At 66.7% G+C, this 22,933-nt stretch carries 22 protein-coding genes; 19 read left to right on the plus strand and 3 right to left on the minus strand.

What is annotated here, in order from left to right:
- Nucleotides 1-65: 65 nt before the first annotated feature.
- On the plus strand, nucleotides 66-1,715 hold the full coding sequence (locus QKY98_RS09485) for an NAD(P)/FAD-dependent oxidoreductase (protein ID WP_108581013.1): 1,650 nt from the start codon (nucleotides 66-68) through the stop codon (nucleotides 1,713-1,715).
- Nucleotides 1,715-2,440 (plus strand): TrmH family RNA methyltransferase, encoded by a 726-nt coding sequence (locus QKY98_RS09490; RefSeq protein ID WP_027601994.1) that lies wholly within the window; start codon nucleotides 1,715-1,717, stop codon nucleotides 2,438-2,440. The genes QKY98_RS09485 and QKY98_RS09490 overlap by 1 nt, the downstream gene beginning before the upstream one ends.
- Before the next feature lie 181 nt (nucleotides 2,441-2,621).
- Here the strand turns inward: QKY98_RS09490 and QKY98_RS09495 are convergent, their stop codons facing one another.
- Nucleotides 2,622-3,014, minus strand: coding sequence for a winged helix-turn-helix transcriptional regulator (locus tag QKY98_RS09495; protein WP_284670759.1), 393 nt, complete (start codon nucleotides 3,012-3,014; stop codon nucleotides 2,622-2,624).
- Nucleotides 3,015-3,117: 103 nt separating this feature from the next.
- Here QKY98_RS09495 and QKY98_RS09500 point away from each other — a divergent pair, with 103 nt between their 5' ends.
- The 11 genes from QKY98_RS09500 to QKY98_RS09550 all read left to right on the plus strand — a co-directional run bounded on the left by QKY98_RS09500 (nucleotide 3,118) and on the right by QKY98_RS09550 (nucleotide 15,742).
- Complete coding sequence (locus tag QKY98_RS09500) at nucleotides 3,118-3,843, plus strand: SDR family NAD(P)-dependent oxidoreductase (RefSeq protein ID WP_284670760.1); 726 nt, start codon at nucleotides 3,118-3,120, stop codon at nucleotides 3,841-3,843.
- A gap of 168 nt (nucleotides 3,844-4,011) precedes the next feature.
- Nucleotides 4,012-4,926 (plus strand): EthD domain-containing protein, encoded by a 915-nt coding sequence (locus QKY98_RS09505; protein ID WP_108581016.1) that lies wholly within the window; start codon nucleotides 4,012-4,014, stop codon nucleotides 4,924-4,926.
- Nucleotides 4,927-5,302: 376 nt separating this feature from the next.
- Nucleotides 5,303-6,526: an MFS transporter gene (locus QKY98_RS09510; RefSeq protein ID WP_284670761.1), complete on the plus strand. Its 1,224-nt coding sequence runs from the start codon at nucleotides 5,303-5,305 to the stop codon at nucleotides 6,524-6,526.
- 997 nt (nucleotides 6,527-7,523) lie between these two features.
- On the plus strand, nucleotides 7,524-8,246 hold the full coding sequence (locus tag QKY98_RS09515; protein WP_284670762.1) for a FadR/GntR family transcriptional regulator: 723 nt from the start codon (nucleotides 7,524-7,526) through the stop codon (nucleotides 8,244-8,246).
- Nucleotides 8,243-9,229 (plus strand): ABC transporter ATP-binding protein, encoded by a 987-nt coding sequence (locus tag QKY98_RS09520; RefSeq protein WP_284670763.1) that lies wholly within the window; start codon nucleotides 8,243-8,245, stop codon nucleotides 9,227-9,229. Before QKY98_RS09515 ends, QKY98_RS09520 begins: the two co-directional genes overlap by 4 nt.
- On the plus strand, nucleotides 9,226-10,314 hold the full coding sequence (locus QKY98_RS09525; protein WP_115945425.1) for an ABC transporter ATP-binding protein: 1,089 nt from the start codon (nucleotides 9,226-9,228) through the stop codon (nucleotides 10,312-10,314). The genes QKY98_RS09520 and QKY98_RS09525 overlap by 4 nt, the downstream gene beginning before the upstream one ends.
- Nucleotides 10,311-11,813: an ABC transporter substrate-binding protein gene (locus QKY98_RS09530; RefSeq protein ID WP_284670764.1), complete on the plus strand. Its 1,503-nt coding sequence runs from the start codon at nucleotides 10,311-10,313 to the stop codon at nucleotides 11,811-11,813. Before QKY98_RS09525 ends, QKY98_RS09530 begins: the two co-directional genes overlap by 4 nt.
- A 2-nt stretch (nucleotides 11,814-11,815) precedes the next feature.
- Complete coding sequence (locus QKY98_RS09535) at nucleotides 11,816-12,763, plus strand: ABC transporter permease (RefSeq protein ID WP_278388646.1); 948 nt, start codon at nucleotides 11,816-11,818, stop codon at nucleotides 12,761-12,763.
- Nucleotides 12,760-13,632, plus strand: a complete 873-nt coding sequence (locus QKY98_RS09540) for an ABC transporter permease (protein WP_042133579.1) — start codon at nucleotides 12,760-12,762, stop codon at nucleotides 13,630-13,632. The genes QKY98_RS09535 and QKY98_RS09540 overlap by 4 nt, the downstream gene beginning before the upstream one ends.
- An 11-nt stretch (nucleotides 13,633-13,643) precedes the next feature.
- On the plus strand, nucleotides 13,644-15,233 hold the full coding sequence (locus tag QKY98_RS09545; protein WP_144944622.1) for a gamma-glutamyltransferase family protein: 1,590 nt from the start codon (nucleotides 13,644-13,646) through the stop codon (nucleotides 15,231-15,233).
- Nucleotides 15,234-15,496: 263 nt separating this feature from the next.
- Entirely contained in the window at nucleotides 15,497-15,742 is a 246-nt protein-coding gene (locus tag QKY98_RS09550) for a hypothetical protein (RefSeq protein ID WP_077172563.1), read from the plus strand.
- A gap of 129 nt (nucleotides 15,743-15,871) precedes the next feature.
- Here QKY98_RS09550 and QKY98_RS09555 read toward each other — a convergent pair whose 3' ends face one another.
- Entirely contained in the window at nucleotides 15,872-16,093 is a 222-nt protein-coding gene (locus QKY98_RS09555; RefSeq protein ID WP_027601984.1) for a hypothetical protein, read from the minus strand.
- A 336-nt stretch (nucleotides 16,094-16,429) separates the two neighbouring features.
- On the opposite strand from QKY98_RS09555, the gene QKY98_RS09560 reads away from it, so the two are divergent.
- On the plus strand, nucleotides 16,430-17,368 hold the full coding sequence (locus tag QKY98_RS09560) for a LysR family transcriptional regulator (RefSeq protein ID WP_223855448.1): 939 nt from the start codon (nucleotides 16,430-16,432) through the stop codon (nucleotides 17,366-17,368).
- Here QKY98_RS09560 and QKY98_RS09565 read toward each other — a convergent pair.
- Complete coding sequence (locus QKY98_RS09565; RefSeq protein ID WP_284670765.1) at nucleotides 17,365-17,826, minus strand: Rid family hydrolase; 462 nt, start codon at nucleotides 17,824-17,826, stop codon at nucleotides 17,365-17,367. The genes QKY98_RS09560 and QKY98_RS09565 overlap by 4 nt on opposite strands.
- A 269-nt stretch (nucleotides 17,827-18,095) precedes the next feature.
- On the opposite strand from QKY98_RS09565, the gene QKY98_RS09570 reads away from it, so the two are divergent.
- From QKY98_RS09570 to QKY98_RS09590, 5 genes are all read left to right on the plus strand, one after another.
- Complete coding sequence (locus QKY98_RS09570) at nucleotides 18,096-18,782, plus strand: hydrolase (RefSeq protein WP_027601982.1); 687 nt, start codon at nucleotides 18,096-18,098, stop codon at nucleotides 18,780-18,782.
- A gap of 66 nt (nucleotides 18,783-18,848) precedes the next feature.
- The gene (locus QKY98_RS09575; RefSeq protein WP_278897454.1) at nucleotides 18,849-19,412 is read left to right on the plus strand and encodes an antibiotic biosynthesis monooxygenase; all 564 of its coding nucleotides are present in this window, start codon (nucleotides 18,849-18,851) and stop codon (nucleotides 19,410-19,412) included.
- Between the two features lie 73 nt (nucleotides 19,413-19,485).
- Nucleotides 19,486-21,324, plus strand: coding sequence for an amidohydrolase (locus QKY98_RS09580; protein ID WP_284670766.1), 1,839 nt, complete (start codon nucleotides 19,486-19,488; stop codon nucleotides 21,322-21,324).
- A 302-nt stretch (nucleotides 21,325-21,626) separates the two neighbouring features.
- On the plus strand, nucleotides 21,627-22,055 hold the full coding sequence (locus QKY98_RS09585) for a nuclear transport factor 2 family protein (RefSeq protein WP_027599744.1): 429 nt from the start codon (nucleotides 21,627-21,629) through the stop codon (nucleotides 22,053-22,055).
- A gap of 282 nt (nucleotides 22,056-22,337) precedes the next feature.
- Entirely contained in the window at nucleotides 22,338-22,895 is a 558-nt protein-coding gene (locus QKY98_RS09590) for a hypothetical protein (protein ID WP_284670767.1), read from the plus strand.
- The last annotated feature ends 38 nt before the right edge of the window (nucleotides 22,896-22,933 follow it).

Here is a 22,933-nt window from a genome sequence, read left to right on the forward strand (position 1 = left end):
GTACAATCGCCGCCCTACCCCCCTCGTCCCTTCCTTTGCCGGAGTCACCGGCCAGGATTATTGTCATGATTCGCATCAACGAACTGTCTCTGCCGCTTGACCACACCCCCGCCGAGCTGCGCCAGGCCATCCTGGAACGCCTGAAGCTGAGCGACGCCGACCTCCTCGATTTCACCGTGTTCAAGCGCAGCTACGATGCGCGCAAGAAGAACAGCGTCATCCTGTTCATCTACATCATCGACCTGGAAGTGCGCGACGAGACGACGGTACTGGCGCGCTTCGCCAATGACCTGCACGTGCGTCCGGCGCCGGACACCGGCTACTACCCAGTCGGCCAGGCGCCGGCCAACCTGACCGAGCGCCCGCTGGTGGTGGGTTTCGGTCCCTGCGGCCTGTTCGCCGCCCTGCTGCTGGCCCAGATGGGCTTCAAGCCCATCGTGCTCGAGCGCGGCAAGGACGTGCGCAGCCGCACCAAGGACACCTGGGCGCTGTGGCGCAAGAAGGTGCTGAGCCCCGAATCCAACGTGCAATTCGGTGAAGGCGGTGCGGGGCTGTTTTCCGACGGCAAGCTCTACAGCCAGATCAAGGATCCGAAGTTCTACGCCCGCAAGGTGATGCACGAATTCGTCCGCGCCGGCGCGCCGGAAGAGATCCTCTACGTCAGCAAGCCGCACATCGGCACCTTCCGCCTGACCGGCGTGGTCGCCGCCATGCGCGAAGAGATCATCGCCCTCGGCGGCGAAGTCCGCTTCGAGAGCAAGGTGACCGACCTGGTGATCAACGACGGCCAGCTCGAGGGCGTGGTGCTCGCCAGCGGTGAGACCCTGCATAGCCGCCATGTGGTGCTCGCCCTGGGTCACAGCTCGCGAGACACCTTCCGCATGCTGCACCGCCAGGGCGTGTACATCGAGGCCAAGCCGTTCGCCGTCGGCTTCCGCATCGAACACCCCCAGGGCATGATCGACCAGGCCCGCCTGGGCAAGTACGCCGGCCACCCGGAACTGGGCGCCGCCGACTACAAGCTGGTCCATCACGCCAGGAACGGCCGCGCCGTCTACAGCTTCTGCATGTGCCCGGGCGGCACCGTGGTGGCCGCCACCTCCGAGCCGGGCCGGGTGGTCACCAACGGCATGAGCCAGTACTCGCGCAACGAGCGCAATGCCAACTCCGGCATCGTGGTGGGCATCAATCCCGAGCAGGATTTCCCCGGCGATCCGCTGGCCGGCGTCGAGTTGCAGGAGCGCCTGGAATCGCGCGCCTACGAACTGGGCGGCAGCGACTATTGCGCGCCCGGCCAACTGGTCGGCGACTTCATTCGCGGCGTGCCCTCCACCGAATTCGGTGAAGTCGAGCCCTCCTACAAGCCCGGCGTGCGCCTGGGCGATCTGGCGCCGTCGCTGCCCGCCTATGCCATCGAGGCCATCCGCGAAGCCCTGCCCGCCTTCGGCAAGCAGATCCGCGGTTTCGACCGCCATGACGCCATCCTGACCGGCATCGAGACCCGCACCTCTTCGCCAGTGCGCATCACCCGCGACAACGACAGCCTGCAGAGTTTGAATCTGCGCGGCCTGTATCCAGCCGGGGAAGGCGCCGGCTACGCCGGCGGCATCCTGTCCGCCGGCGTGGACGGCATCAAGGTCGCCGAGGCCCTGGCCAAGGCGATGCTCGCGGAAGGCGACGCCCAGGACGCGCCGCTGGTTCGGGCCGCGGGTTGATGAAGCTCGACGATATCAAGAAGCTCCACCAGAAGAAGTACCGCGCCGAATTCGGCCACTTCCTGGTGGAGGGCGAGCACCTGGCGCTGGAACTGCAAAAGGCCGCGCTGCAGCACCCCCCGCTGCAGCGCGCCGAACTCTATGTGACGGGCGCCTACGAACACTGGCAGAGTCCGTTCCGCACGCACCTGATCAGCGACCGCCAGATGGCGCAGCTCGCCGACACCAAGACCCCGCAGGGCATCCTTGCGGTGGTGCCCATGCCCCGGGAGCCCGTGGCAGCAGCGGTCGAGGGCGAGCGCGCCGTCTATCTGCACGAGATCCAGGATCCGGGCAACCTGGGCACCATCCTGCGCACCCTGGCCTGGTTCGGGCGCTTCCGCTGCCTGCTCAGCCCGGGCAGCGTCGATCCCTACAACCCCAAGGTGGTCCGCGCCAGCATGGGCGCCATCTTCCACACCCCGCTGGAACTCGACGTCGAACTCGCCGGCCTGCAGCAGCGCTTCCCCCGCCTCGCCTGCCTGGACATGCAGGGCACGCCGGTGCAGTCCGCTGATTTCGCAGCCTTCGACTGCTACCTGTTCGGCAACGAAGCCCGCGGCGTTCCGCGCGAGCAGCTGGCGGCGCTGAACGCTCAGCCCTTCACCATCGGCGGCTCGGGCGCCATCGAGTCCCTGAATCTGGCGGCCACGGTGAACATGTGCGCCTATGAGTTGAGTCGGTAGCGCTGGCGCACGCCGCGTGGTGGCCGCTCCAGAGGGCGGCGAGGCTCCTCCCAGGCGAAGAGAGGCCGTCCCGCCCGCGCTCATGACTCACCAAGCCTCTTGCCGGGGATTCACTGGCAGTCCCTGAAGCACCACGCCCGTCCGCTGCGGTGGTAAGAGCGGCGAACCCAGATCACAGGCGCTAACAGTCCTCGTTCTGCCCTTCCCCCTTTCGCGACTCGTCGTAGACCCGTTGCGCCTCTTCCATGGCGGCACCATTCGCCAGAGACCATTGATAAAGCGCGGCGAAGGGTTCGCGCAGCGAGCTGCCAAGCGGGGTGATGGTGTATTCAACGCCGATCGGCTGTGTCGGCAGTACCTTGCGACTGATCAGGCCGTTGCGCTCGAGCCGCTTCAGGGCCTCGGAAAGGGATTTGTGGGTGATGCCGTGGAGGCGGCGCTTGAGATCGTTGAAGCGCGCCGGCTGCGTGCACAGGACGCTCAGGATCAGCACGGCCCACTTGTTGCCGATGTGTTCGAGGATGGGACGCGTCGCGCTGACGTCGAGCGGGAGTTCGAGCTCGTTGCTGGACATGGGTATCCGCCTGGATATCTAGGCACCCTCAGGTGCGTTCTTGCGATCAGATATACGAATGATACCGTCCTCCTGGACAGCCACAGCAACCGGGTGAGGATCCATGAGCATACTTTCAGCAAAAGTCGCCGTCGTGATCGGTGGTCATGGCGGGATCGGTGGGGCCATCGCGGAACGCTTCGCGACCGAGGGCGCCACGGTGTACGCCAGCAGTCGACGCACCCAGGCTCGCGACGTCGAACGCGGCGCGGGCAGGTTGCTCGAGCGCAGCCTCGATGCGTCCGATGTGACGGCCCTTGCCGCCTTCTTCGACAGCGTGCGGCGCGAAGCCGGGCGGGTGGATGTGCTGGTGGTGAACGCCGGCCTCTCGGAGTTCGCACCGCTCGAGGCCATCAGCGCAGAGCACTTCGACCGCACCTTCGCGCTCAACGTACGCGCCCTGCTCTTCGCCACCCAGGCGGCCACGGCGATCATGCCCGCTGGCGGCACCGTCGTATTGATCGGCTCCATCGCCGCCGCGATCGGCACCCCAGGCTATGGCGTCTATGGGGCGAGCAAGGCGGCGGTACGCGCCTTCGCGCGGACCTGGGCCAATGAACTGGCGCCCCGCAGCATCCGCGTCAACGTCGTCGCGCCGGGCCCCACGGACACCGCCATGATGGCGGCGACCTCGGCGGAGGTGAGAGAGCAGCTGAACAGGCTGATCCCACTTGGCCGGATGGCACGCGTCGAGGAAGTGGCCGCGGCCGCGCTCTTTCTCGCCAGCGACCAGAGCAGCTTCATCACCGGCGCCGAGTTGCCGGTCGACGGTGGCATGGCGCAGGTCTGACAAGCGTCTCGCACCTGGATGTTCAGGACGCGCTCCACGGATCGAGCGCGTCCGGGTCCGGGCGGGTAGGTACGCACCATGGCCCGGGATCTCGCTCGCGAACGTCCGGAGCTTATCGCCAACATCAGGGGTCCACTTTCCAAGCCTCGCGTCCAGGAATGCGCCCCCATGATCACTCTCAACAGCTACACCACGGTCAAGCGTCGCGAACGCGTGCCCCATGACCTGTTCGCGCAATACTGGCGTGATGTCCACGGTCCCCTGTGCGCCCGTCTGCCGGGGCTCGGTCACTACGTCCAATACCACTTCGACCGAGAGCAGGACGCCCATCTGTGGCCGCTGGCCGAGGGCATCCGCGAGATTCCCGACTACGAACTGGATGGAATGGTCGAGATCGGCTTCGCTGACGAGGCGCATCAGCGTATCTTCCAGGCCGCCAGCCCCGTGCTGTTCAGCGACGAGCAGAACATGTTCGCCGAGACGCTTGCCTATGATCTGCCCCATGGCTCCCACGCCTTCAAGAACACGCTGGCGGACGAGCAGCACAACGGTCCCGACCAGCTGGATCGCCTGCAGCTCCATCTGCATCCCCGCGACAGCCTCGAGGACCTGAACAATTATCTGCTGAGCCACCTGGGCCCGTGGCTGGCCACCCAAGCGGCCGTCCTGAAAGTGCGCGTCCACCCGTGCGTGCCCTTCGTCAACGACGGTCAGCATCCGCCGTCGCCCGACGTGGCGCACCGGGCCGATGCCATCCGCGCGGCGCTGTCGATGGTGGAGATCGTCTTCGCCTCGCCACTGGAACGCCGACGTTTCTTCGCCAGCGAAGCCTTTCGCAGCAGCCTGCTCGAACAGGCGCGGCACATCGCCTGCCTTAAGGCATTCGCCGTGTCCGGGGTTTACACCTACGTCCATGCCGGCCAGCTCACCACCGCCGGCCTGCGCGGCAGTCGCGCGGCCGAACTGATCGAACGCCTCGGGGCGGTCAACCAGACGCAGGACGAAGTCGTGCATCTGCTTCGTCACGGCGCGTTACCGGAAAACGATGCGCCCTCCTCGGCATCGACCCCACTCCAAGACTGAAGGCCATCGGTCCTACTTCCGGCCGGCTTGGTTGTTCACCCCATGCTCGACAACGGCGCCGTGCCGGCCGCTAGGGCCGGACGAGGAGACCTTCGTCCCGCCAACTTCTGCCAGCCCGGCTGCTCGGGCTGGCGGGCTGGCCATTGCAAACAACAAAACGAAATGACATTCTAAAAAGCCAGCTCATAGCTGGTTGTTACCCCGCAACTTGAAACGGCCGGCCTGATGACGGGTTCTGCGCACTGCCCGCCCTGTATGGCATGAGCGCCAGGGGTAGCCGCTCTTGTCCCAAGCATCGCCGTGCTGGTTGTCGCGGTGCCGCACTTGACCTGCCGGACCGGCCGCTGCCTGCCGAGTCAATCTGGAGACAGCCTTCTTGGCGAAACCTGCTCAGCCCTCCCGTTGGCCCACCGCTGTACGGGCGCTCGCCCATCGTGACTTCCAGATCTATTTTGCCTGCCAGGGCGTGTCGACCCTGGGCAAATGGGTGCAACAGGTTGCGCTGTCGTGGATGGCCTATCACGTCACCGCTTCCGCCACCCTGCTGGGCGTCATCACCTTTCTGACGCTCGCTCCGCAACTGCTGGTAGGTCCGATCGCCGGCGCCTGGATCGACCGCCACGACAAACGCCGTTGCCTGATCGCGGCGCAGTCGCTGCTGGCCATCCAATCGCTGTTGCTCGCGCTCTTGAGCTGGCAAGGCTGGATCGACGCACCGATCCTGATCGCCATGGCTCTATTCCTGGGCTTGCTGAATGCCCTGGAAACACCGCTCAGACAGGCACTCATCGGTAGCTTCGTGGCCGACGCCAGCGATTTGCCCAACGCCCTCGCCCTCAATGCCATGCTGATCAACGCCGCGCGCTTCATCGGCCCGCCGTTGGCCGGCGCCCTGATCGCCGCCAGTAGCGAAGCGCTGTGCTTCCTGATCACGGCGATCGCCTTTGCCACCTTGCTGCTGGGCCTGACGAAGGTTCAGGGCAGCGCGACCGCCAAAGCCAGCGGTTCGACCAGTCAGATGTTTCGTGAAGGCCTGGACTACGTCTGGACTACCTTCTCGGTCCGGCGCCTGATGCTGGGTGTGGTCGCCGTCAACCTGCTGGCCTCCAACTACAGCGTCTTGCTGCCGGTACTGGCCAAAACGCTCTACCTCGGCGATGCCCGGATGCTGGGGTGGCTATGGGGAGCCGCCGGTGCGGGTGCCTTCGTCGCCACGATCATGCTCGCCCTCGCCGGCGCCTTGCACCGCCTGAGGCGCGTGATCTTCATCGCCGAGTTGTGCTGCGCCCTGGCCCTGTGCCTGCTGGCGTTCCAGCTGCCGCTTACCTTGGCGCTACTGTTGCTGGCCCTGCTGGGCTTCGGCATCACCGCCAACAACGTCAGCACCAACATGCTGTTGCAGGGCGATGCCCCGGCAGCGCTGCGTGGCCGCGTGATCGCCCTGTACATCGCCATGCGCTTCGGCTTCGAGGCGGTGGGTGGCCTGCTCGCCGGCTTGCTCGCCAGCGCCCTAGGCGCCCCCCTCACGCTCGGCATCGCCGGTCTGCTGTTGCTGACGTTCCGTGCAGTGGAAAGCCATCTCAATGCCAAAAAGGAATGAAATGCCGATTCGCAGGTAAGGCTCACCACGATCAACACCCCTCTGAGGGCTGAATCGAAGTAGCGAGAAAGTGGTAGTCGCGTGCCAGAAGGGCGTCAGGATAGGCAGCCCCCCACCTCTCGATGGAGGCAGCCATCGCCATCTGCGTTCGATACTTGCACAGTGTTCGCCGCCAAAAACGGTGATGCGATCCTCTACCTCAGCGTTATCCGAGTCCTACAGTCGCCTGGCTGTTCCTGCTGATGAATCGAACGGAAATGACCTTCGGCGAGTACCAGAAGGAATTCTTCAAGAGATCGCTACCGATGTTTGGCCTGTTCATCGTCACCGCCATCGTGACCGGTGAACTGCCCATCGGCTGACGCCCTGATGCCAGTCGGCCGTCATTTGGGAAGGCGAGCGGCGACGTCCCCGCGGGTGGTCTTGGGCCAGACGTAGAAGCGCACGCAGCCGAATGCCGAGCGAGTGATGCCGGCATTCGGCGCAGCCATGCGTAGTCGCGAGAAATGCAGCCTTTTGACGGTCCTTATCAACGTTCGCCTGGGCCGGGCTTAGGCGCTGACGTCCACGACAACTCTCCCGCGGACCTGTCCATCAGCAACTCGACAGCGGGACCGAACATTTACGTAGGGTCCGGCAGCACGAGGAAGATCTGGCTATCCGTTGCATCGATCCGCTCAGCGTGGAAGGCGGAGTATCGGGGCAGGCGCTGAATGACATCCCCAACGCGCCGCTCCGGTGCAACCGGGCTCCATCCTGGCGCAGCGTCTCGTGAGTAGCCGGACAAAGGTTCGCCCAGACGCGAACCAATGCTGCGGGTCCGGACCGCGACCGGAATCCAGGCATCGCCCCAGAGCCTCGCGCTGAAAGGTCCAGCGAACCAATTTCAAATGGCATCGGCCTTGCACCCGCCTCAGGTATTCGCATCTCCCCTGCGATCGCGTTGTTAGCGCGTTTCGCAGCGGGAGACGGCCCAGACCTAAGAGGCAAAGGTTCGATGCAGATCCACACCGACGATAGTGCCCGCCTGGCCCTGGATGCCTTGCGCAACCTGGTGGCCCAGCAGAGCAACCTCCCCGACAAACCCCTGCCGCCGGAGCGCGAGCTGGCCAGTGAATTCGGCGTCAGCCGGCGTTCCATCCGCCGTGCCCTAGCGGTGCTCGAAGCCGAGGGCCAGGTGTGGCGCCGCCAGGGCAAGGGCACCTACGTGGGCCCCACGCCGCCCAGCGCGGCCCTGACCCTCGCCCAGCTCTCAGGGCGCACCAACTTCAGCGAGGTGATGGAAGCGCGGCTGCACCTGGAGCCCAATCTCGCCGCCCTGGCCGCCCAGCGCGCCAGCGGCGAGCAGCGCGCCCTGATCCGCCGCATGGCCGAGCGCACCGCCTTCGAACGCCTGGGCAGCAGTGAGGATGCCGATGCCATCGAGCTATGGGACAGCGCCTTCCACCGCAGCATCGCCGAAGCCGCCGGCAACCGCCTGCTGCTGGACCTGTTCGAGATGCTCGACGCCATCCGCCTGGATCCGATCTGGCGCGACCTGCGCCACCGGGCGCGCAACGCCCAGCGCCTGCTGGCCTATCACGACGACCACCAGGCTCTGGTGGAAGCCCTCGATGCCCGCGATCCGGTGCGCGCCGCGGCGGTGATGCGCGCCCACCTGCGCGCCCTGCAACTGGCCCTGGACAGCGTGCTGCAACAGACCCTGGAGCAGGCCCTATGAGCGCCCCGGTGTTGGTGGTGGACGACCTCAGCGTACGCTTCGCCGGAGCCCCGGCCGCGGTGGTGGAAGGTCTGAGCTTCACCGTGCAACCGGGCCGGACCCTGGCCCTGGTCGGCGAATCCGGCTGTGGCAAGAGCGTGACCTCCATGGCGCTGATGGGGCTCCTGCCGCCGAGCGCCCGCATCCAGGCCCGCCAGGCGAGCTTCATGGGCGAAGACCTGCTGACCATGCCCGAGGCGCGCCGTAGTGACCTGCGCGGCGATCGCCTGGCCATGGTGTTCCAGGAGCCGATGACCTCGCTGAATCCGGCCTTCACCGTCGGCGAACAGTTGATGGAAACCGTGCTGCGCCATCGTGGTGGCAGTCAGTCGGCTGCCCGGCAGCGCGCCCTGGAGATGCTGGAGAAGGTGCGGGTGCCGGCGGCGACCCAGCGACTGGCGGCCTATCCCCACGAACTCTCCGGCGGCATGCGCCAGCGGGTGATGATCGCCATGGCGCTGGCCAACGACCCGGCGCTGATCATCGCCGACGAGCCCACCACGGCGCTGGACGTGACCATCCAGGCGCAGATCCTCGAACTCATCGCCAGTCTGCAGGCCGAGACCGGCAGCGCCATGATCCTCATCACCCACGACCTCGGCGTGGTCGCCGAGGTCGCCGACGAGATGGCAGTGATGTACGCCGGCCGGGTGGTGGAATCCGGCCCGGTCGCCCAGCTGTTCGACGATCCGCAGCATCCCTACACCCTCGGCCTGATGGGCTCCATGCCCTCGCTGGGACCGCGCACGGGACGCCTGGCGACCATCGCCGGCCGGGTGCCGACGCCCGCCGAGATGCCGGCGGGCTGCCGCTTCGCCAGCCGCTGCCCCTTCGTCCTCGATGCCTGTCGCGTCGCGCCGCCACCCCTGGTGGAACTCGCTCCCGGGCAGCAGGTGGCCTGCCTGCGCGCGCCCCTGGAACAGCACCTGGAGACCCCCGCATGAATGCCGTGGAACGTCCCATACTCGAAGCCATCGGCCTGACCAAGCACTTCGGTGGCCAGGCCGGTTTCCTGCAACGCCCAAAGCCACCGGTACAGGCGGTGAGCGATGTCTCCTTCACGGTGCGCCGCGGCGAGACCCTGGCGCTGGTGGGCGAGTCCGGCTCGGGCAAGTCGACCCTCGGCCGCCTGTTGCTCAACCTGCTCGCGCCCACCGCCGGCGACGTCATCTACGAAGGCCGCAACCTGGGCAACCTCAGCCCGGCGGCGCTGCGTCAGGTGCGTCAGGAATTGCAGATCATCTTCCAGGACCCTTTCGCCTCGCTGAATCCGCGCATGAGCGTGGCCGACATCGTTGGCGAGCCCGTGTGGCTGCACCAGCCGCTGAATCGGGGCCAGCGCGCCGAGCGGGTGGCCGAGCTGCTGCGCACCGTGGGCCTGGCGCCGGAACTGGCGGGGCGCTATCCCCATGAATTTTCCGGCGGCCAGCGGCAGCGCATCGGCATCGCCCGGGCCCTGGCCGCCGAGCCGCGGCTGCTGCTCGGCGACGAGCCGGTGTCGGCGCTGGACGTCTCGGTGCAGGCCCAGGTGGTGAACCTCCTGGAAGACCTCAAGGCGCGCTTCGGCCTGACCCTGATCATCGTCGCCCACGGCCTCGGCGTGATCCGCCACATGAGCGACCGGGTGGCGGTGATGTACCTGGGCGAGATCGTCGAACTGGCGCCGGTGGAGGCGCTGTTCGAGTCGCCCCTGCATCCCTACACCCAGGCGCTGCTGGCCGCGGTGCCGGTCAACCATCCGCGGGCGCGGCGGCCACGCACCCTGCTCGGCGGCGACCTGCCCAGCCCCACGGCGCCGCCCAGCGGTTGTCGCTTCCACACCCGCTGCCCCCACGCCCGGCCGCTATGCCGCGAGGCCAAGCCGCTGCTGGAATCCGCCGCCGGCGAAGGCCGGGTGGCCTGCCACTTCTGGCGCGAGATCGCCGGCGCGGGCGCCTCACCGCCGCCGCTGATCGCCACCAGCGCCGCCTTCACGCGCCGCCTGGCCCTGTTCAACCGTCATCAATCCCTTCTGGAGTCCACCCCATGAAAGCCTCCGCCTGGCTCACCGCCACCCTTCTGCTCCTGGCCGGCGGCTCCGCCCTGGCCGAGACCACCCTGCGCATCGGCATCCAGGACGATCCCGACGTGCTCGATCCGCACCGCTCGCGGACCTATTCGGGGCGGCTGGTCTACACCGCCCTGTGCGACAAGCTGGTAGACGTCTCGCCACAGCTGGAGCTGGTGCCCCAACTGGCTACCGCCTGGCAGTGGAGCGACGACAACCGCAGCCTGACGCTGCAATTGCGCCAGGGCGTGACCTTCCATGACGGCGAAGCCTTCGACGCCGCCGCGGTGAAATTCAACCTGGACCGCGCCCGCAGCCTGCCCGACTCGCTGCGCAAGAGCGAACTGGCTTCGGTGGATACCGTCGAGGTGGTCGATCCCCAGACCGTGCGCATCCGCCTCAAGCAACCCGACGCCACCCTGCTCGCCCAGCTCTCCGACCGCGCCGGCATGATGCTGGCGCCCAAGGCGTCCACCGGCGACGTGGGTAGCAAGCCGGTCTGTTCCGGTCCCTATCGCTTCGTGCAGCGGGTGCAGCAGGACCGCATCGTGCTGGAGCGCTTCCCCCAGTACTGGAACGCCAGCGCCTACCACTTCGACCGGCTGATCTTCCTGCCCATCCCGGACACCTCAGTGCGCCTCGCCAACCTGCGCTCGGGCGACCTGGACATCGTCGAGCGGGTCGCGCCCACCGACGTCAAGGGCCTGCAGGGCCAGGCCGGCTTCACCCTCTACAACACCCCGGGCCTGGGCTACATGCAGCTGATGGTGAACATGGCCAACGGCGACCGGGCGAAGAATCCCTTCGCCGGCGACAAGCGCGTGCGTCAGGCCTTCGACCTGGCGCTGGATCGCGAAGCGCTCAACCAGGTGGTGTTCGACGGCCTCTATGCGCCCAGCGTGCAGCCTTTCCCGCAGAGCAGCCCCTACTACGACAAGGCCTTCGCCGTGCCGGCCCGCGACGTGGCGCGCAGCCAGGCACTGCTCAAGGCCGCCGGCGTCAGCCTGCCGGTCAAGGTGGAGCTGAAGATCGCCAACAACCCCATCGCCCAGCAGGTGGGCCAGCTGATCCAGGCCATGGCCGTCGAGGCCGGCTTCGAGGTCAACCTGGTCGCCACCGAATACGCCACCCTGCTGGCCGAACAGCACGCCGGCAACTTCCAGCTCGGCCTGAGCGCCTGGTCCGGCCGCCCCGATCCGGATGGCAACGTGCATCAATTCGTCACCTGCAAGGGCAACCAGAACGACGGCCGCTACTGCAACGCCGCGCTGGATCAACTGCTCGACCAGGCCCGCACCATCAATGACCAGGCCCAGCGTCAGGCGCTCTATGCCCAGGCCCTGACCCTGCTGCGCGAGGAGCTGCCGGTGTTCTATCTCTATTTCGATCCGCGCATCATCGCCACCCGCGCCGATCTCAAGGGCTTCGTCCCCAATCCCGACGGCCTGATTCGCCTGGCCGGCGTCACCCGCGGGCAATAGCCATGCTGCGCCTCTTCCTGCGTGGCCTGCTGAGTGCCCTGCCCACCCTGCTGCTGGTGTCGCTGTTCGTCTTCACCCTGCAGCAACTGCTGCCGGGCGATCCGGTGCTGGCCATGGCCGGCGAGGAGCGTGATCCCCAGGTGCTGGAATTCCTGCGCGAGAAATACCGGCTGAACGATCCCGTACCGGTGCAGTACCTGCACTGGATGGGCGGGGTGCTGCGGGGTGACCTGGGCATCTCGCTGCGCACCGACCAGCCGGTGACGGCGCTGATCGCCGAAAAGCTGCCGGTGACCCTGGAGCTGTCGCTGCTGGCCATCGTCATCGCGCTGCTCATCGGCATCCCCACCGGCATCCTCGCCGCGGTACGCCGGGGCACGGCGGTCGACTACGGCGCCAACCTGGTGGCCCTGTCCGGCATCTCCATCCCGCACTTCTGGCTCGGCATCCTCCTGATCCTGCTCTTCGCGGTGAAGTTGCAGTGGCTGCCGGCCTCCGGTTTCGTGCCCCTCCACGAGGACCCGCTGCGCAACCTGCGCACCCTGATCCTGCCGGCCTTCGTGTTGGGCGCCGGCCTCTCCGGCACCCTGATGCGCCATACCCGGGCGGCCATGCTGGAGGTGCTGCGCGCCGACTACGTACGCACCGCCCGAGCCAAGGGCCTGCGCGAGCGCGTGGTGATCCTGCGCCATGCCCTGCGCAATGCCTTGATGCCCATCGTCACCCTCACCACCCTGCTGTTCGGCGAACTGCTCGGCGGTGCGGTGCTCACCGAGCAGGTCTTCAGCATCCCCGGCTTCGGCAAGATGATCGTCGACGCCGTGTTCAACCGCGACTACGCGGTGGTCCAGGGGGTGGTGCTCTGCGTGGCGGTGGGCTTCGTGCTGCTCAACCTGGTGGCCGACCTGCTCTACCGCCTGATCAACCCGCGCCTGAGGCACGCCGCATGAACGCCCTGACCCTGCCCCGCCCGGCCACCCTGAGACCCGCGCGCTCGCCCTTCTGGCGCAAGTTCAGCGCCAATCGCGGCGCGCTGCTTGGCGCCGCCTTGATCCTGACCTTCGCCCTGGCCGCCCTGCTGGCACCCTGGCTGGCCCCCTTCGATCCGCTCAAGACCAGCTTCCTGGCGGTACGCAAGGCGCCCTCGGCGCTGAACTGGCTGGGCACCGACGAACTCGGGCGCGACCTGCTCTCGCGCCTGCTGTGGGGCGCGCGCAGTTCCCTGTTGGCGGGCGTGGTCTCGGTGGCCATCGCCCTGCTGGTGGGGGTGCCCCTGGGCCTGGTCGCCGGCTACTTCGGCGGCTGGCTGGACGCCGTGGTCTCACGCCTGGTCGAAGCCCTGCTGTCCTGTCCCTTCCTGGTGCTGGCCATCGCCCTGGGGGCCTTTCTCGGCCCGAGTCTGGGCAACGCCATGATCGCCATCGGCCTGTCCGCCATGCCGGTGTTCGCCCGCCTGACCCGTGGCCAGGTGCTCGCCATCCGCCACGAGGACTATCTGGAGGGGGCGCGCGCCATCGGCCTGCCGGATCGCTGGATTCTCTGGCGCTACGTCCTGCCCAACATCCTCTCGCCGCTGGTGGTCCAGGCCACCCTGACCATCGCCGCCGCCATCCTCGCCGAGGCCAGCCTGTCGTTTCTCGGCCTCGGCCAGCAACCGCCGATGCCCTCCTGGGGCTCCATGCTGAACACCGCCAAGAACTTCATGGAGCAGGCGCCCTGGATGTCCATCGCCCCGGGCGTCTGCATCTACCTCACCGTCCTCGGCTTCAACCTGCTGGGCGACGGCCTGCGCGACGCCCTCGATCCTCGTCACCAATGAGACCCTTCGCCATGCCCGATCTGGACTATCACAACCCCTATTCCTCGGCTCGCTCGCCGGTCATGGGCCGCAACCTGGTGGCCTGCTCGCAGCCGCTGGCCGCCCAGGCCGGCGTGGAGATGCTGCGCCGCGGCGGCAACGCGGTGGACGCCGCGGTGGCCGCCGCCATGGTGCTCACCGTGGTGGAACCCACCGGCTGCGGCATCGGCAGCGACGCCTTCGCCATCGTCTGGGACGGCGAGAAGGTGCAGGGCCTCAATGCCTCCGGCCGCGCACCGCGCGGTTGGACGCCGGAATTCTTCGCCGGCCAGAGCGCCATGCCGGCCCGCGGCTGGGGCGCGGTCACGGTGCCCGGGGCTGTCTCGGCCTGGGTCGCCCTGGCCCAGCGCTACGGCAAGCTGCCGCTGACCACCCTCGCCGCCCCGGCGATCCACTATGCCCGCGACGGCTTCCTGCTCACCCCGGTGATCGCCGAACTCTGGCGCCGCGGCGCCGAGCAGCTCAAGGACCAACCCGGTTTCGCCGCCTGCTTCCTGGCCAACGGCGTACCCCGGGCCGGCACCCTGGTACGCCTGCCCGACCACGCGCGAACCCTGGAGGCCATCGCTGAAAGCAACGGTGCTGCCTTCTACCAGGGCGAACTGGCCCAGGCCATGGCCCGCCATGCCCGCGAACACGGAGCGGTGCTGGACGAAGAGGACCTGCGCGCCCACCGGGCCGACTGGATCGACACCCTCTCGGTACCCTTCGCCGGCGCCGTGGTGCACGAGTTGCCGCCCAACGGCCAGGGCATCGCCACCCTCGCCGGCCTGGGCATCCTCGAAGCCGCCGGTATCGGCGCGGATCCCGTGGACAGCCCCGCCACCCTGCATCGCTCGATCGAGGCCATGAAGCTGGGACTGGCCGATCTCTACCAGCACGTCACCGATTCAGCGCACATGCGCGTCCAGGCCGAACACCTGCTGGACCCGGCCTACCTGCGCGAACGCGCCGGGCTGGTCGGGTCGCGTGCCGGCGATCCCGGCTATGGCGCCCCACGCCCCGGCGGAACCGTCTGCCTGTCGGCGGCTGATGAGAGCGGCATGATGATTTCCTTCATCCAGTCCAACTACATGGGCTTCGGCTCGGGCGTGGTGGTGCCGGGCACCGGCATCAGCCTGCAGAATCGCGGCGCCGGCTTCACCCTGGCCCCGGATCACGTCAACAGCGTGGCCCCGGGCAAGCGACCCTTCCACACCATCATCCCCGGCTTCGCCATGAACGCCGACGGCACCCCGCTGATGGCCTTCGGCCTGATGGGTGGCCCCATGCAGGCCCAGGGGCACCTGCAACTGATGCTGCGCATCCTCAAGTACCGGCAGAATCCCCAGGCCGCCGCCGACGCACCACGCTGGCGCCTCGAAGGTGGCCGCCGGGTCGCGGTGGAAAGCAGCCTGGACCCGGCCACCCTGGAAGCACTGCGGGCCCTGGGCCACGAGGTGACGGTGGAAGAGCCCTCCGGCGTGTTCGCCTTCGGCGGCGCCCAGATCATCCAGCGCGTTGCCGGTGGCTACGTGGGCGGCTCCGATCCGCGCAAGGATGGCCTGGTGGCCGGCTACTGAAGCCGAAAGCGGCGGCCCCCAGGCCAGGCGCGGCGCCTCAGGCTACTCGACCTCAGCTTGAGGCGGCGAGATCGGTCGGGCTCGGGCGGGACAGGGTGTAGCTGGAATCTGATCAGAACGTTTCAGCCACACCGTGCCTATTCGCGCCCCTGCCGCCGCTCGTCGAAAGGCAGCGGCATCGTCTTAATGCTTATTGCGATACCAAAACAATATGGACATAGTGGCTAGGCGCCATCAACCAGACAAGAGCCTGAGACCTCGCCATGCATCCTGATCCCCAGAGCCAAGCCCGGGAGGCCCTGCTCGGCCTCCATCGTCAGCTACAGGAAAATGCCAGGCGGCTGGGCAAGGTCGATTGCGACGATCCGAACGTCCAGGCTGTGCTCCAGGCCGTACAGGATCTCAACGAACGGGTGGCCGACATGGTGGCCGAGACGGCGCTGCTGGCGCCTGTGCCTCTGGGATTGGTGGCGGAAACGGCTCCCACGGGAAGCTCGGATCAAGACTGACGCCACGTCTACGCCGGATCGGGAGGCCGTGGCTGCCCCTCCAAGGATCGGTCGGCCGCGGAAAGGCCCGGACCAGGCGCAATGCCTGAACAAGGCGGGCCAACGCCCGGCGCGGGCACCTCTGGCCTTCTAGCCTTCAGCCTCGTCCGGCTGGCGACGCTGGAAGCTACGTGCCCATTCGAGCAGGGCATTTTCGTCGTCGGTACGATCGTCCACCCCACACTCTTCCAGCACCGTGATGACCCGGCGCATGAAGCCCTGATCGAGACGGGCCTGGTCCATGACCCGGTTCAGGTCCAGCGGACTGGTCAGGGTGAGGCGAGGTGGAAATTCGGTGTCGTCGATGCCCATGGTGGTCTTACCTGAAAGCACTGCTGTCGATTGCCGACTGGCTTATTGCCATCATCTTTCGTGATGGCCTGATGAATACATCAGTTATCGCATGAACTGTCCATATTGATGACTGAGCGGCACTTGGCCGGGGGGAATCGCCAGTGACCGCCCGCCAAATACGCCCGTGGAAGGCCCGCATGGCTGCAGGTACCGCCAGCGCCCTTGCCCGACCGTGGTTCTGCCATGGCCTTTTTCGTATGATGCCCGACAACAACCGACGGAACCTCAGGTGTGGACGCCTCAGCAAAACCGGCTTCTCCAAGCCAACCTGATCAGGCTGCAGCGCGCTGGGATGTGGGGGCGGCGGTCAGCCAGCTGTCCTGGGACGACCTGCGCATCATCAAGGCCCTCAGCGAGTCCGGCAATCGGGCGGCGACCGCCAAGAAACTGGGCATCAACGTCTCCACCGTCTCCCGACGGGTCGCACAGGTGGAGAAAACCCTGGGTGTCGCCCTGTTCGACCATCGTCGCTCCGGCTACCAGCTGACCGTCGAAGGCGAAGAGCTCCGCGCCCTGGGCGAGCGGGTCGAATTGGATATCGTCAGCGTCGCCCGACGGGTATCCCGCGCCGCCCAGGGGCCATTGGGCAAGCTGCGCATCACCACCAGCGACTCGCTGCTGCTGTACTTCCTGACCCCCATCATCGCCGATTTCAAGGCGGCGAACGATGGCATGACCATCGAGGTGCTGGTGGGGAATCAGACCTTGAGTCTGGCCCGCGACGAGTCTGACATCGCGATCCGGGCCACCAGGAAGCCCGCCGACAGCCTGGTCGGGCGCAAGCTGGCCACCATCGCCTGGGCCGCCTATGGCAGTCGCGGCGGTGCGCGGCAGGAGGATCCCTATGCGGCCGGTCAGGCCTGGGTGTCCTACACCTCCGCCCTGGCCAACCTCAAGGCGGCTGCCTATCTGGAATGCCGGGTGGCGCCTGAGGATGTCTCCTACCGTACCGATTCGGTGGCCGCCGCCAGTGCGGCCATCGTGGCCGGGCTGGGTTTCGGCTTTCTGCCCTGCATGCTGGGCGATACCACGCCCGGCCTGGTGCGCGTGGGGCCGGTGGTGCCGGAGCTCAACGACGAACTCTGGCTGCTGACCCATCAGGACATCCGCAAGTCCTGGCGTGTTAAGGCCTTCATGGCGTTCTGTGCGGCAGCGGTGGCCGAGCAGAAGGCGCTGGTGGAAGGTCAGCGCCCGTTTGCCACTGCGCCCGAAGAGCGCGAAGCCTCTGCCTAGCGCGCGCGACTGCCAATCACCGCCCGGCAGGCGATCTCGATCAGCTGCGGGCGCTGGGCCAGCCGCGAAACACCTATGATGTTGCTGGCGCAGCGCGGTGCCTCGCAGCCGTAGGCCGCCTTGCGCACCTTGCCGACGACAGCGAAGGCGGCGTCCATGTCCAGCACATAGAGGGTTTCCTCGACGACGTCCTGCAGGGTGGCGCCATAGAGCGCGAGCAGTGTGGCGATGTTGTCGTAGGCGGTGCGCATCTGCTCGCCCATGGTGGAGAAGTCGCTGGGGCGGCCCTCGCTGTCCAGCGGTGCCGGCGCCACCAGATTGCCGTCCGCGTCGTGATTGAACTGCCCCGAGACGAAGATTTCGTTACCCACCCTATGGGCCTGCGGATAGCCGTAGGCCTGCTCCCAGGGTACGCCCCAGTACGCCGTGTCCTTGTCCTTCAACTGTGCTGCTGCCATTGCCTGTTCCTCGCGGAAAGTGGATTCGCGCTGTGGAATCCGGGTGATTGGAAGGCCACACCCTAGCAGCACCCTGCCAAATCAGATGGCGCAAATTTGCGCTTTCAAAGGCGCAAAAGTGCACAAGCACAGCCTCGATTGATCCCTTACCTTGGATAGCAGTTCCGGTCACAACCGCTGCGAACGAGGCCATCGCCCCCTTGAAGGCGAGCCGCCCAGATCGCCGCACGGAGCACATCCCAAACCACACTCAATCGATAGGTGAAGCCATGAACAACTCCAAAACCGAAGTCCTGACCCCCCTGAACAGCCAACTGATCTTTATCGACCAGCAGCCGCAGATGGCCTTTGGCGTCCAGAGCATCGATCGCCAGACCCTGAAGAACAACACCGTCGGCCTGGCCAAGGCCGCCAAGATCTTCAACGTGCCGACCATCATCACCACGGTCGAAACCGAAAGCTTCTCCGGCCACACCTATCCCGAGTTGCTCGCCGTGTTCCCCGAGGCGCCGCTGCTGGAGCGCACTTCGATGAATTCCTGGGACGACCAGAAGGTGCGCGATGCGCTCAAGCGCAATGGCCGCAACAAGATCATCGTTTCCGGCCTCTGGACGGAAGTCTGCAACACCACCTTCGCCCTCTCCGCCATGCACGACGCCGGCTACGAGATCTACATGGTCGCCGACGCCTCGGGTGGCACCACCCAGGCCGCTCACGACTACGCCATGCAGCGCATGATCCAGGCCGGCGTGATTCCGGTGACCTGGCAGCAGGTCCTGCTGGAATGGCAGCGCGACTGGAAGAACCGCGACACCTACGACGCCGTCATGGCCCTGGTGAAGGAGCATTCCGGCGCCTACGGCATGGGCGTCGACTACGCCTACACCATGGTGCACAAGGCCCCCGAGCGTATCGCCCACGGCCCCACCCTGGCGCCGGTCGCCGCCGCCGTCTGAGCCCCTGCCAGCCCCACCGTCTCGGGCGGGGCTGGCGCTTCCCCAGTCCAGGCAGGAGTCCTGCTCATGAATCCCGCTTCCACTACCGCGACCCTGGTCGTCCGCCACCAGGTCCATCCGCAGCACGAACGGCGCTACGAAACCTGGCTGCACCAGACCATCGAGGCCGCCAGTCAATTCCCCGGGCACCTCGGGGTGGACGTCGGCCGGGAACGCCATGGCGATGCCCTGCAGTTCACCTCGGTGCTGCGCTTCGACGAGATGCAGCACCTGCAGGACTGGCTCGCGTCCTCCGCCCGCCAGTGGCTGGTCAGCCAGGCACAGGGTTGGCTGCAGGACGGCGACAACACCGAGGTCCGGCTCGGCAAGGACTTCTGGTTCGCGCCCCGGCCGGCCGAGCAGGCACCGCCGCGGTGGAAGCAGGTGGTCATCAGCTTCCTGGTCATTCTGCCCCTGAGCCTGCTGGTACCCGCGCTCTGGCAACCGGTATTCGGCGTGGCGCCCTGGTTGGCCGGCTACCTGATGAGCAACCTGCTGATCACCCTGAGCATCGTGGTGCTGGTGGTGTACCTGTTCATGCCGCTGGCCACGCGGATGCTGGATCCCTGGCTGACCGCCGACCCCGCCTAGGGCGTGGCCCCGGCCCCTGCCCTCACCCTTTCGCCCTCTACAACCCTTCCGTTCGTTCACAAGGACCCTACCCATGAGCGCCGATCTGATTCTGTTCAATGGCCGCCTGCACACCGTCGATCCCCAGCAACCCCAGGCCACCGCCGTGGCGATCAGGGATGGCCGCTTCATCGCGGTGGGCACCGATGCCGAGGCCATGGCCTTTCGTGGCACGGCGACGCGGCTGATCGATCTGCGGCAGCGCTGTGTGATCCCCGGCCTCAATGACTCGCACCTGCACCTGATCCGCGGCGGCCTCAACTACAACCTGGAGCTGCGCTGGGAGGGTGTTCCGTCGCTGGCGGATGCCCTGCGTATGCTCAAGGAGCAGGCCGAGCGCACGCCCACGCCGCAGTGGGTGCGGGTGGTGGGTGGCTGGACGGAATTCCAGTTCGCCGAAAAGCGCATGCCTACCGTCGAGGAACTGAATCGGGCCGCGCCGGACACGCCGGTCTTCGTGCTGCACCTCTACGATCGCGCGTTGTTGAATCGAGCGGCGCTCCGGGCGGTGGGCTATGACCGTCACACCCCCAACCCACCCGGCGGCGAGATCCAGCGCGATGCCAAGGGCGATCCCACCGGCATGCTGATCGCCCGGCCCAACGCCCTTATCCTCTACGCGACCCTGGCCAAAGGGCCCACGCTGCCGCTGGAATACCAGGTGAACTCAACCCGGCAATTCATGCGCGAACTCAATCGCCTGGGCGTCACCAGCGCCATCGATGCCGGCGGCGGCTTCCAGAACTACCCGGAGGACTACCAGGTGATCCAGCAGCTGGCCGACAACGACCAGCTCACCGTGCGCATCGCCTACAACCTCTTCACGCAGAAGCCCAAGGAAGAGCTGAACGACTTCAAGCACTGGACGAGCAGCGTCACCCTGCACCAGGGCACCGACTTTCTCCGACACAACGGCGCCGGCGAGATGCTGGTGTTTTCCGCCGCCGACTTCGAGGACTTTCTCGAACCCCGGCCGGATCTGGCCCCGAGCATGGAAGACGAACTGGAGCCGGTGGTGCGCCATCTGGTCGAGCAGCGCTGGCCGTTCCGGCTGCATGCCACCTATGACGAGTCCATCTCGCGCATGCTCGATGTCTTCGAAAAGGTCGATCGCGACATCCCCTTCAACGGGCTGCCGTGGCTGTTCGATCACGCCGAAACCATCAGCCCGCGCAACATCGAGCGTGTCCGGACCCTGGGCGGCGGCATCGCCATCCAGCATCGCATGGCCTTCCAGGGCGAATACTTCGTCGACCGCTACGGCGCCCAGGCGGCCGAGGCCACCCCGCCGATCAAGCGTATGCTCGCCGAAGGCGTACCGGTCGGGGCGGGTACCGATGCCACCCGGGTGGCCAGCTACAACCCCTGGACCGCGCTCTACTGGCTGGTGAGCGGCAAGACCGTCGGCGGCATGACCCTCTATCCGGAAGGCCTGCCCCGGGCCACCGCCCTGCAGCTCTTCACCCACGGCAGCGCCTGGTTCTCCAGCGAGCAAGGCAAGAAGGGACAGCTCAAGGTCGGCCAGCTGGCCGATCTGGTGGCGCTCTCGGCCGATTTCTTCAGCGTCGAGGAAGAGCAGATCAAATGGCTCGAATCGGTGCTGACGGTGGTCGGGGGCAAGGTGGTGCATGCCGCCAGCGAATTCGCTGACCTGGCGCCGCCAGCCGTGCCGGTCATGCCGGACTGGTCACCGGTGGCCATTGCACCTGGCCATTGGCGTCCCGCGGCCCCGCTGGCGGCCAGCCTCCACCAGTGCATCGGCTCCTGCGCCGTTCACCAGCACCAGCACGATCGCGCACGCCGCAGCTCGGTGCCGGTCAGTGACCACCAGGGCTTCTGGGGAGCCTTCGGCTGCTCGTGCTTCGCCTTCTAGCCCTGCACCGCCGTCAATCGCTGTCGGCTCGCTGCGGTCGCGGCAATGACCACTCATGAGGTGCCTCGGGCCCAGCATCCCGGCGCTTGCCGGCCTCGGGTTGGGTTCTGCGGGCACCTGCAGGTGCCAGCCAGTCGCAGCCAACAGGCCAGGCATTCCGCCTTCCGCGGAATGTGGCCAGGGCTGGCCTTACGCCTTTCCGCCAGGCACAATCCAATAGTCATACGATGACCGACAAGAAGGGTCGTCCTGTGACGTCTGCTACGCCCCCTTTCCGACAACTACAACAAAAGGATACGCGCATGAAAAAGCTGAAATTGGCGGTAGGTTTCCTGTGTCTGTTCAGCGGCTATGTCGCCGCGGCTACCGGCGATGAAGGCGATGTCGCCACTGCGGTCGACAAGCTGACCCAAGCCATGTGGCACAAGGATATCGCGCAACTCGATGCCCTGACCGCGGACAACCTGACCTACGGCCATTCGAGCGGCAACATTCAGGACAAGAAGGCCTTCATCGCCGATATCGAAACCGGCAAAAGCGCCTTCAACGAGCTGAAGATGCTCAATCAGAAGATCACGCTGTCCGGCGACGTCGCCCTGGTGCGCAATCACTTTTCCGCCCAGGCCGTGAACAGTGGGAAGGTCGTGCCCACCGAAATCGAAAACTTCCAGATCTGGCAGAAACAGAACGGCCATTGGCTACTGATCGGTCGCCAGGCCTTTCGCTTCTGATATCCCGGCTGGTCACCGAACGTCGCCAAGGCCTAGGGCTCACACCGGCCTCCTCACGAGCCGCCCGCCGAATTCAGGTGGCCGCCTCGGGCGCGCACCCCACGCTCCGGTTCCAGACAAGCCCTGGGGTGCGGCGATGACCAGACGGCAAGGTCCCTACTCCGCTCCGCCGGGCGGGGTGCGGATCACCGGCCCGACTTGGCTTCCCGCCTGCGTCGTCTACCCTTAAGGAATCCATCATCCTTTCGGGGGCATGATGGATTCCAGGACGCTGGAGGCATCATGGATCTGATCATTCGACACTTCGAAGGCCAGCCCTTCGTCAGCAACCCCTATGTACCGGGCACTTCGCTTCGCCAGGATCTGTTCGAGCGGCAATTCACCATCCTGCTGCACGGGACGATGAAGCGCTTCGAAGACGCCGGGCATGGCACCTTCCATGTCGCCGGGCATGTCCAGCTCGGCCAGTGCGGCGTGCTCGATGACGTCCTCCGGATCGCCTTGGCGGCGGTCCGCCAGGATCGCTATCCGCCCCCCGTGGCGGCGCTCGACTTTCACCCCAAGCGGATCTCCGTCTCCGATCGTCACGGCCACCTGGTCATGGCCGGCAAGGTGGATCGCGAGCACCGCCGCATCGACTGGATCGACCCCTGCAGCTCGGCCGAGGAAGAACAGGTGGTGCTGGCGCAGCTCCAGCTGTTGCGTTCGCGCTCGGCCTTCCAGCACGACTGGGACCATTTCCGGACCTCGCGGCTGCTGGATACCGATGCCGACCTGCTCAAGGGCCGGCTGGTCCACACACCCTGGCGGCCCCACGTCCGGGCACTGCTAAGTGCCTGATCACACCCCATCCGGCAGGAGCGTCGCCGCTTCCTGAC

Origin of the sequence: Pseudomonas sp. HR1, assembly GCF_030175875.1 — a bacterium.
GTDB lineage: Bacteria > Pseudomonadota > Gammaproteobacteria > Pseudomonadales > Pseudomonadaceae > Chryseomonas > Chryseomonas oryzihabitans.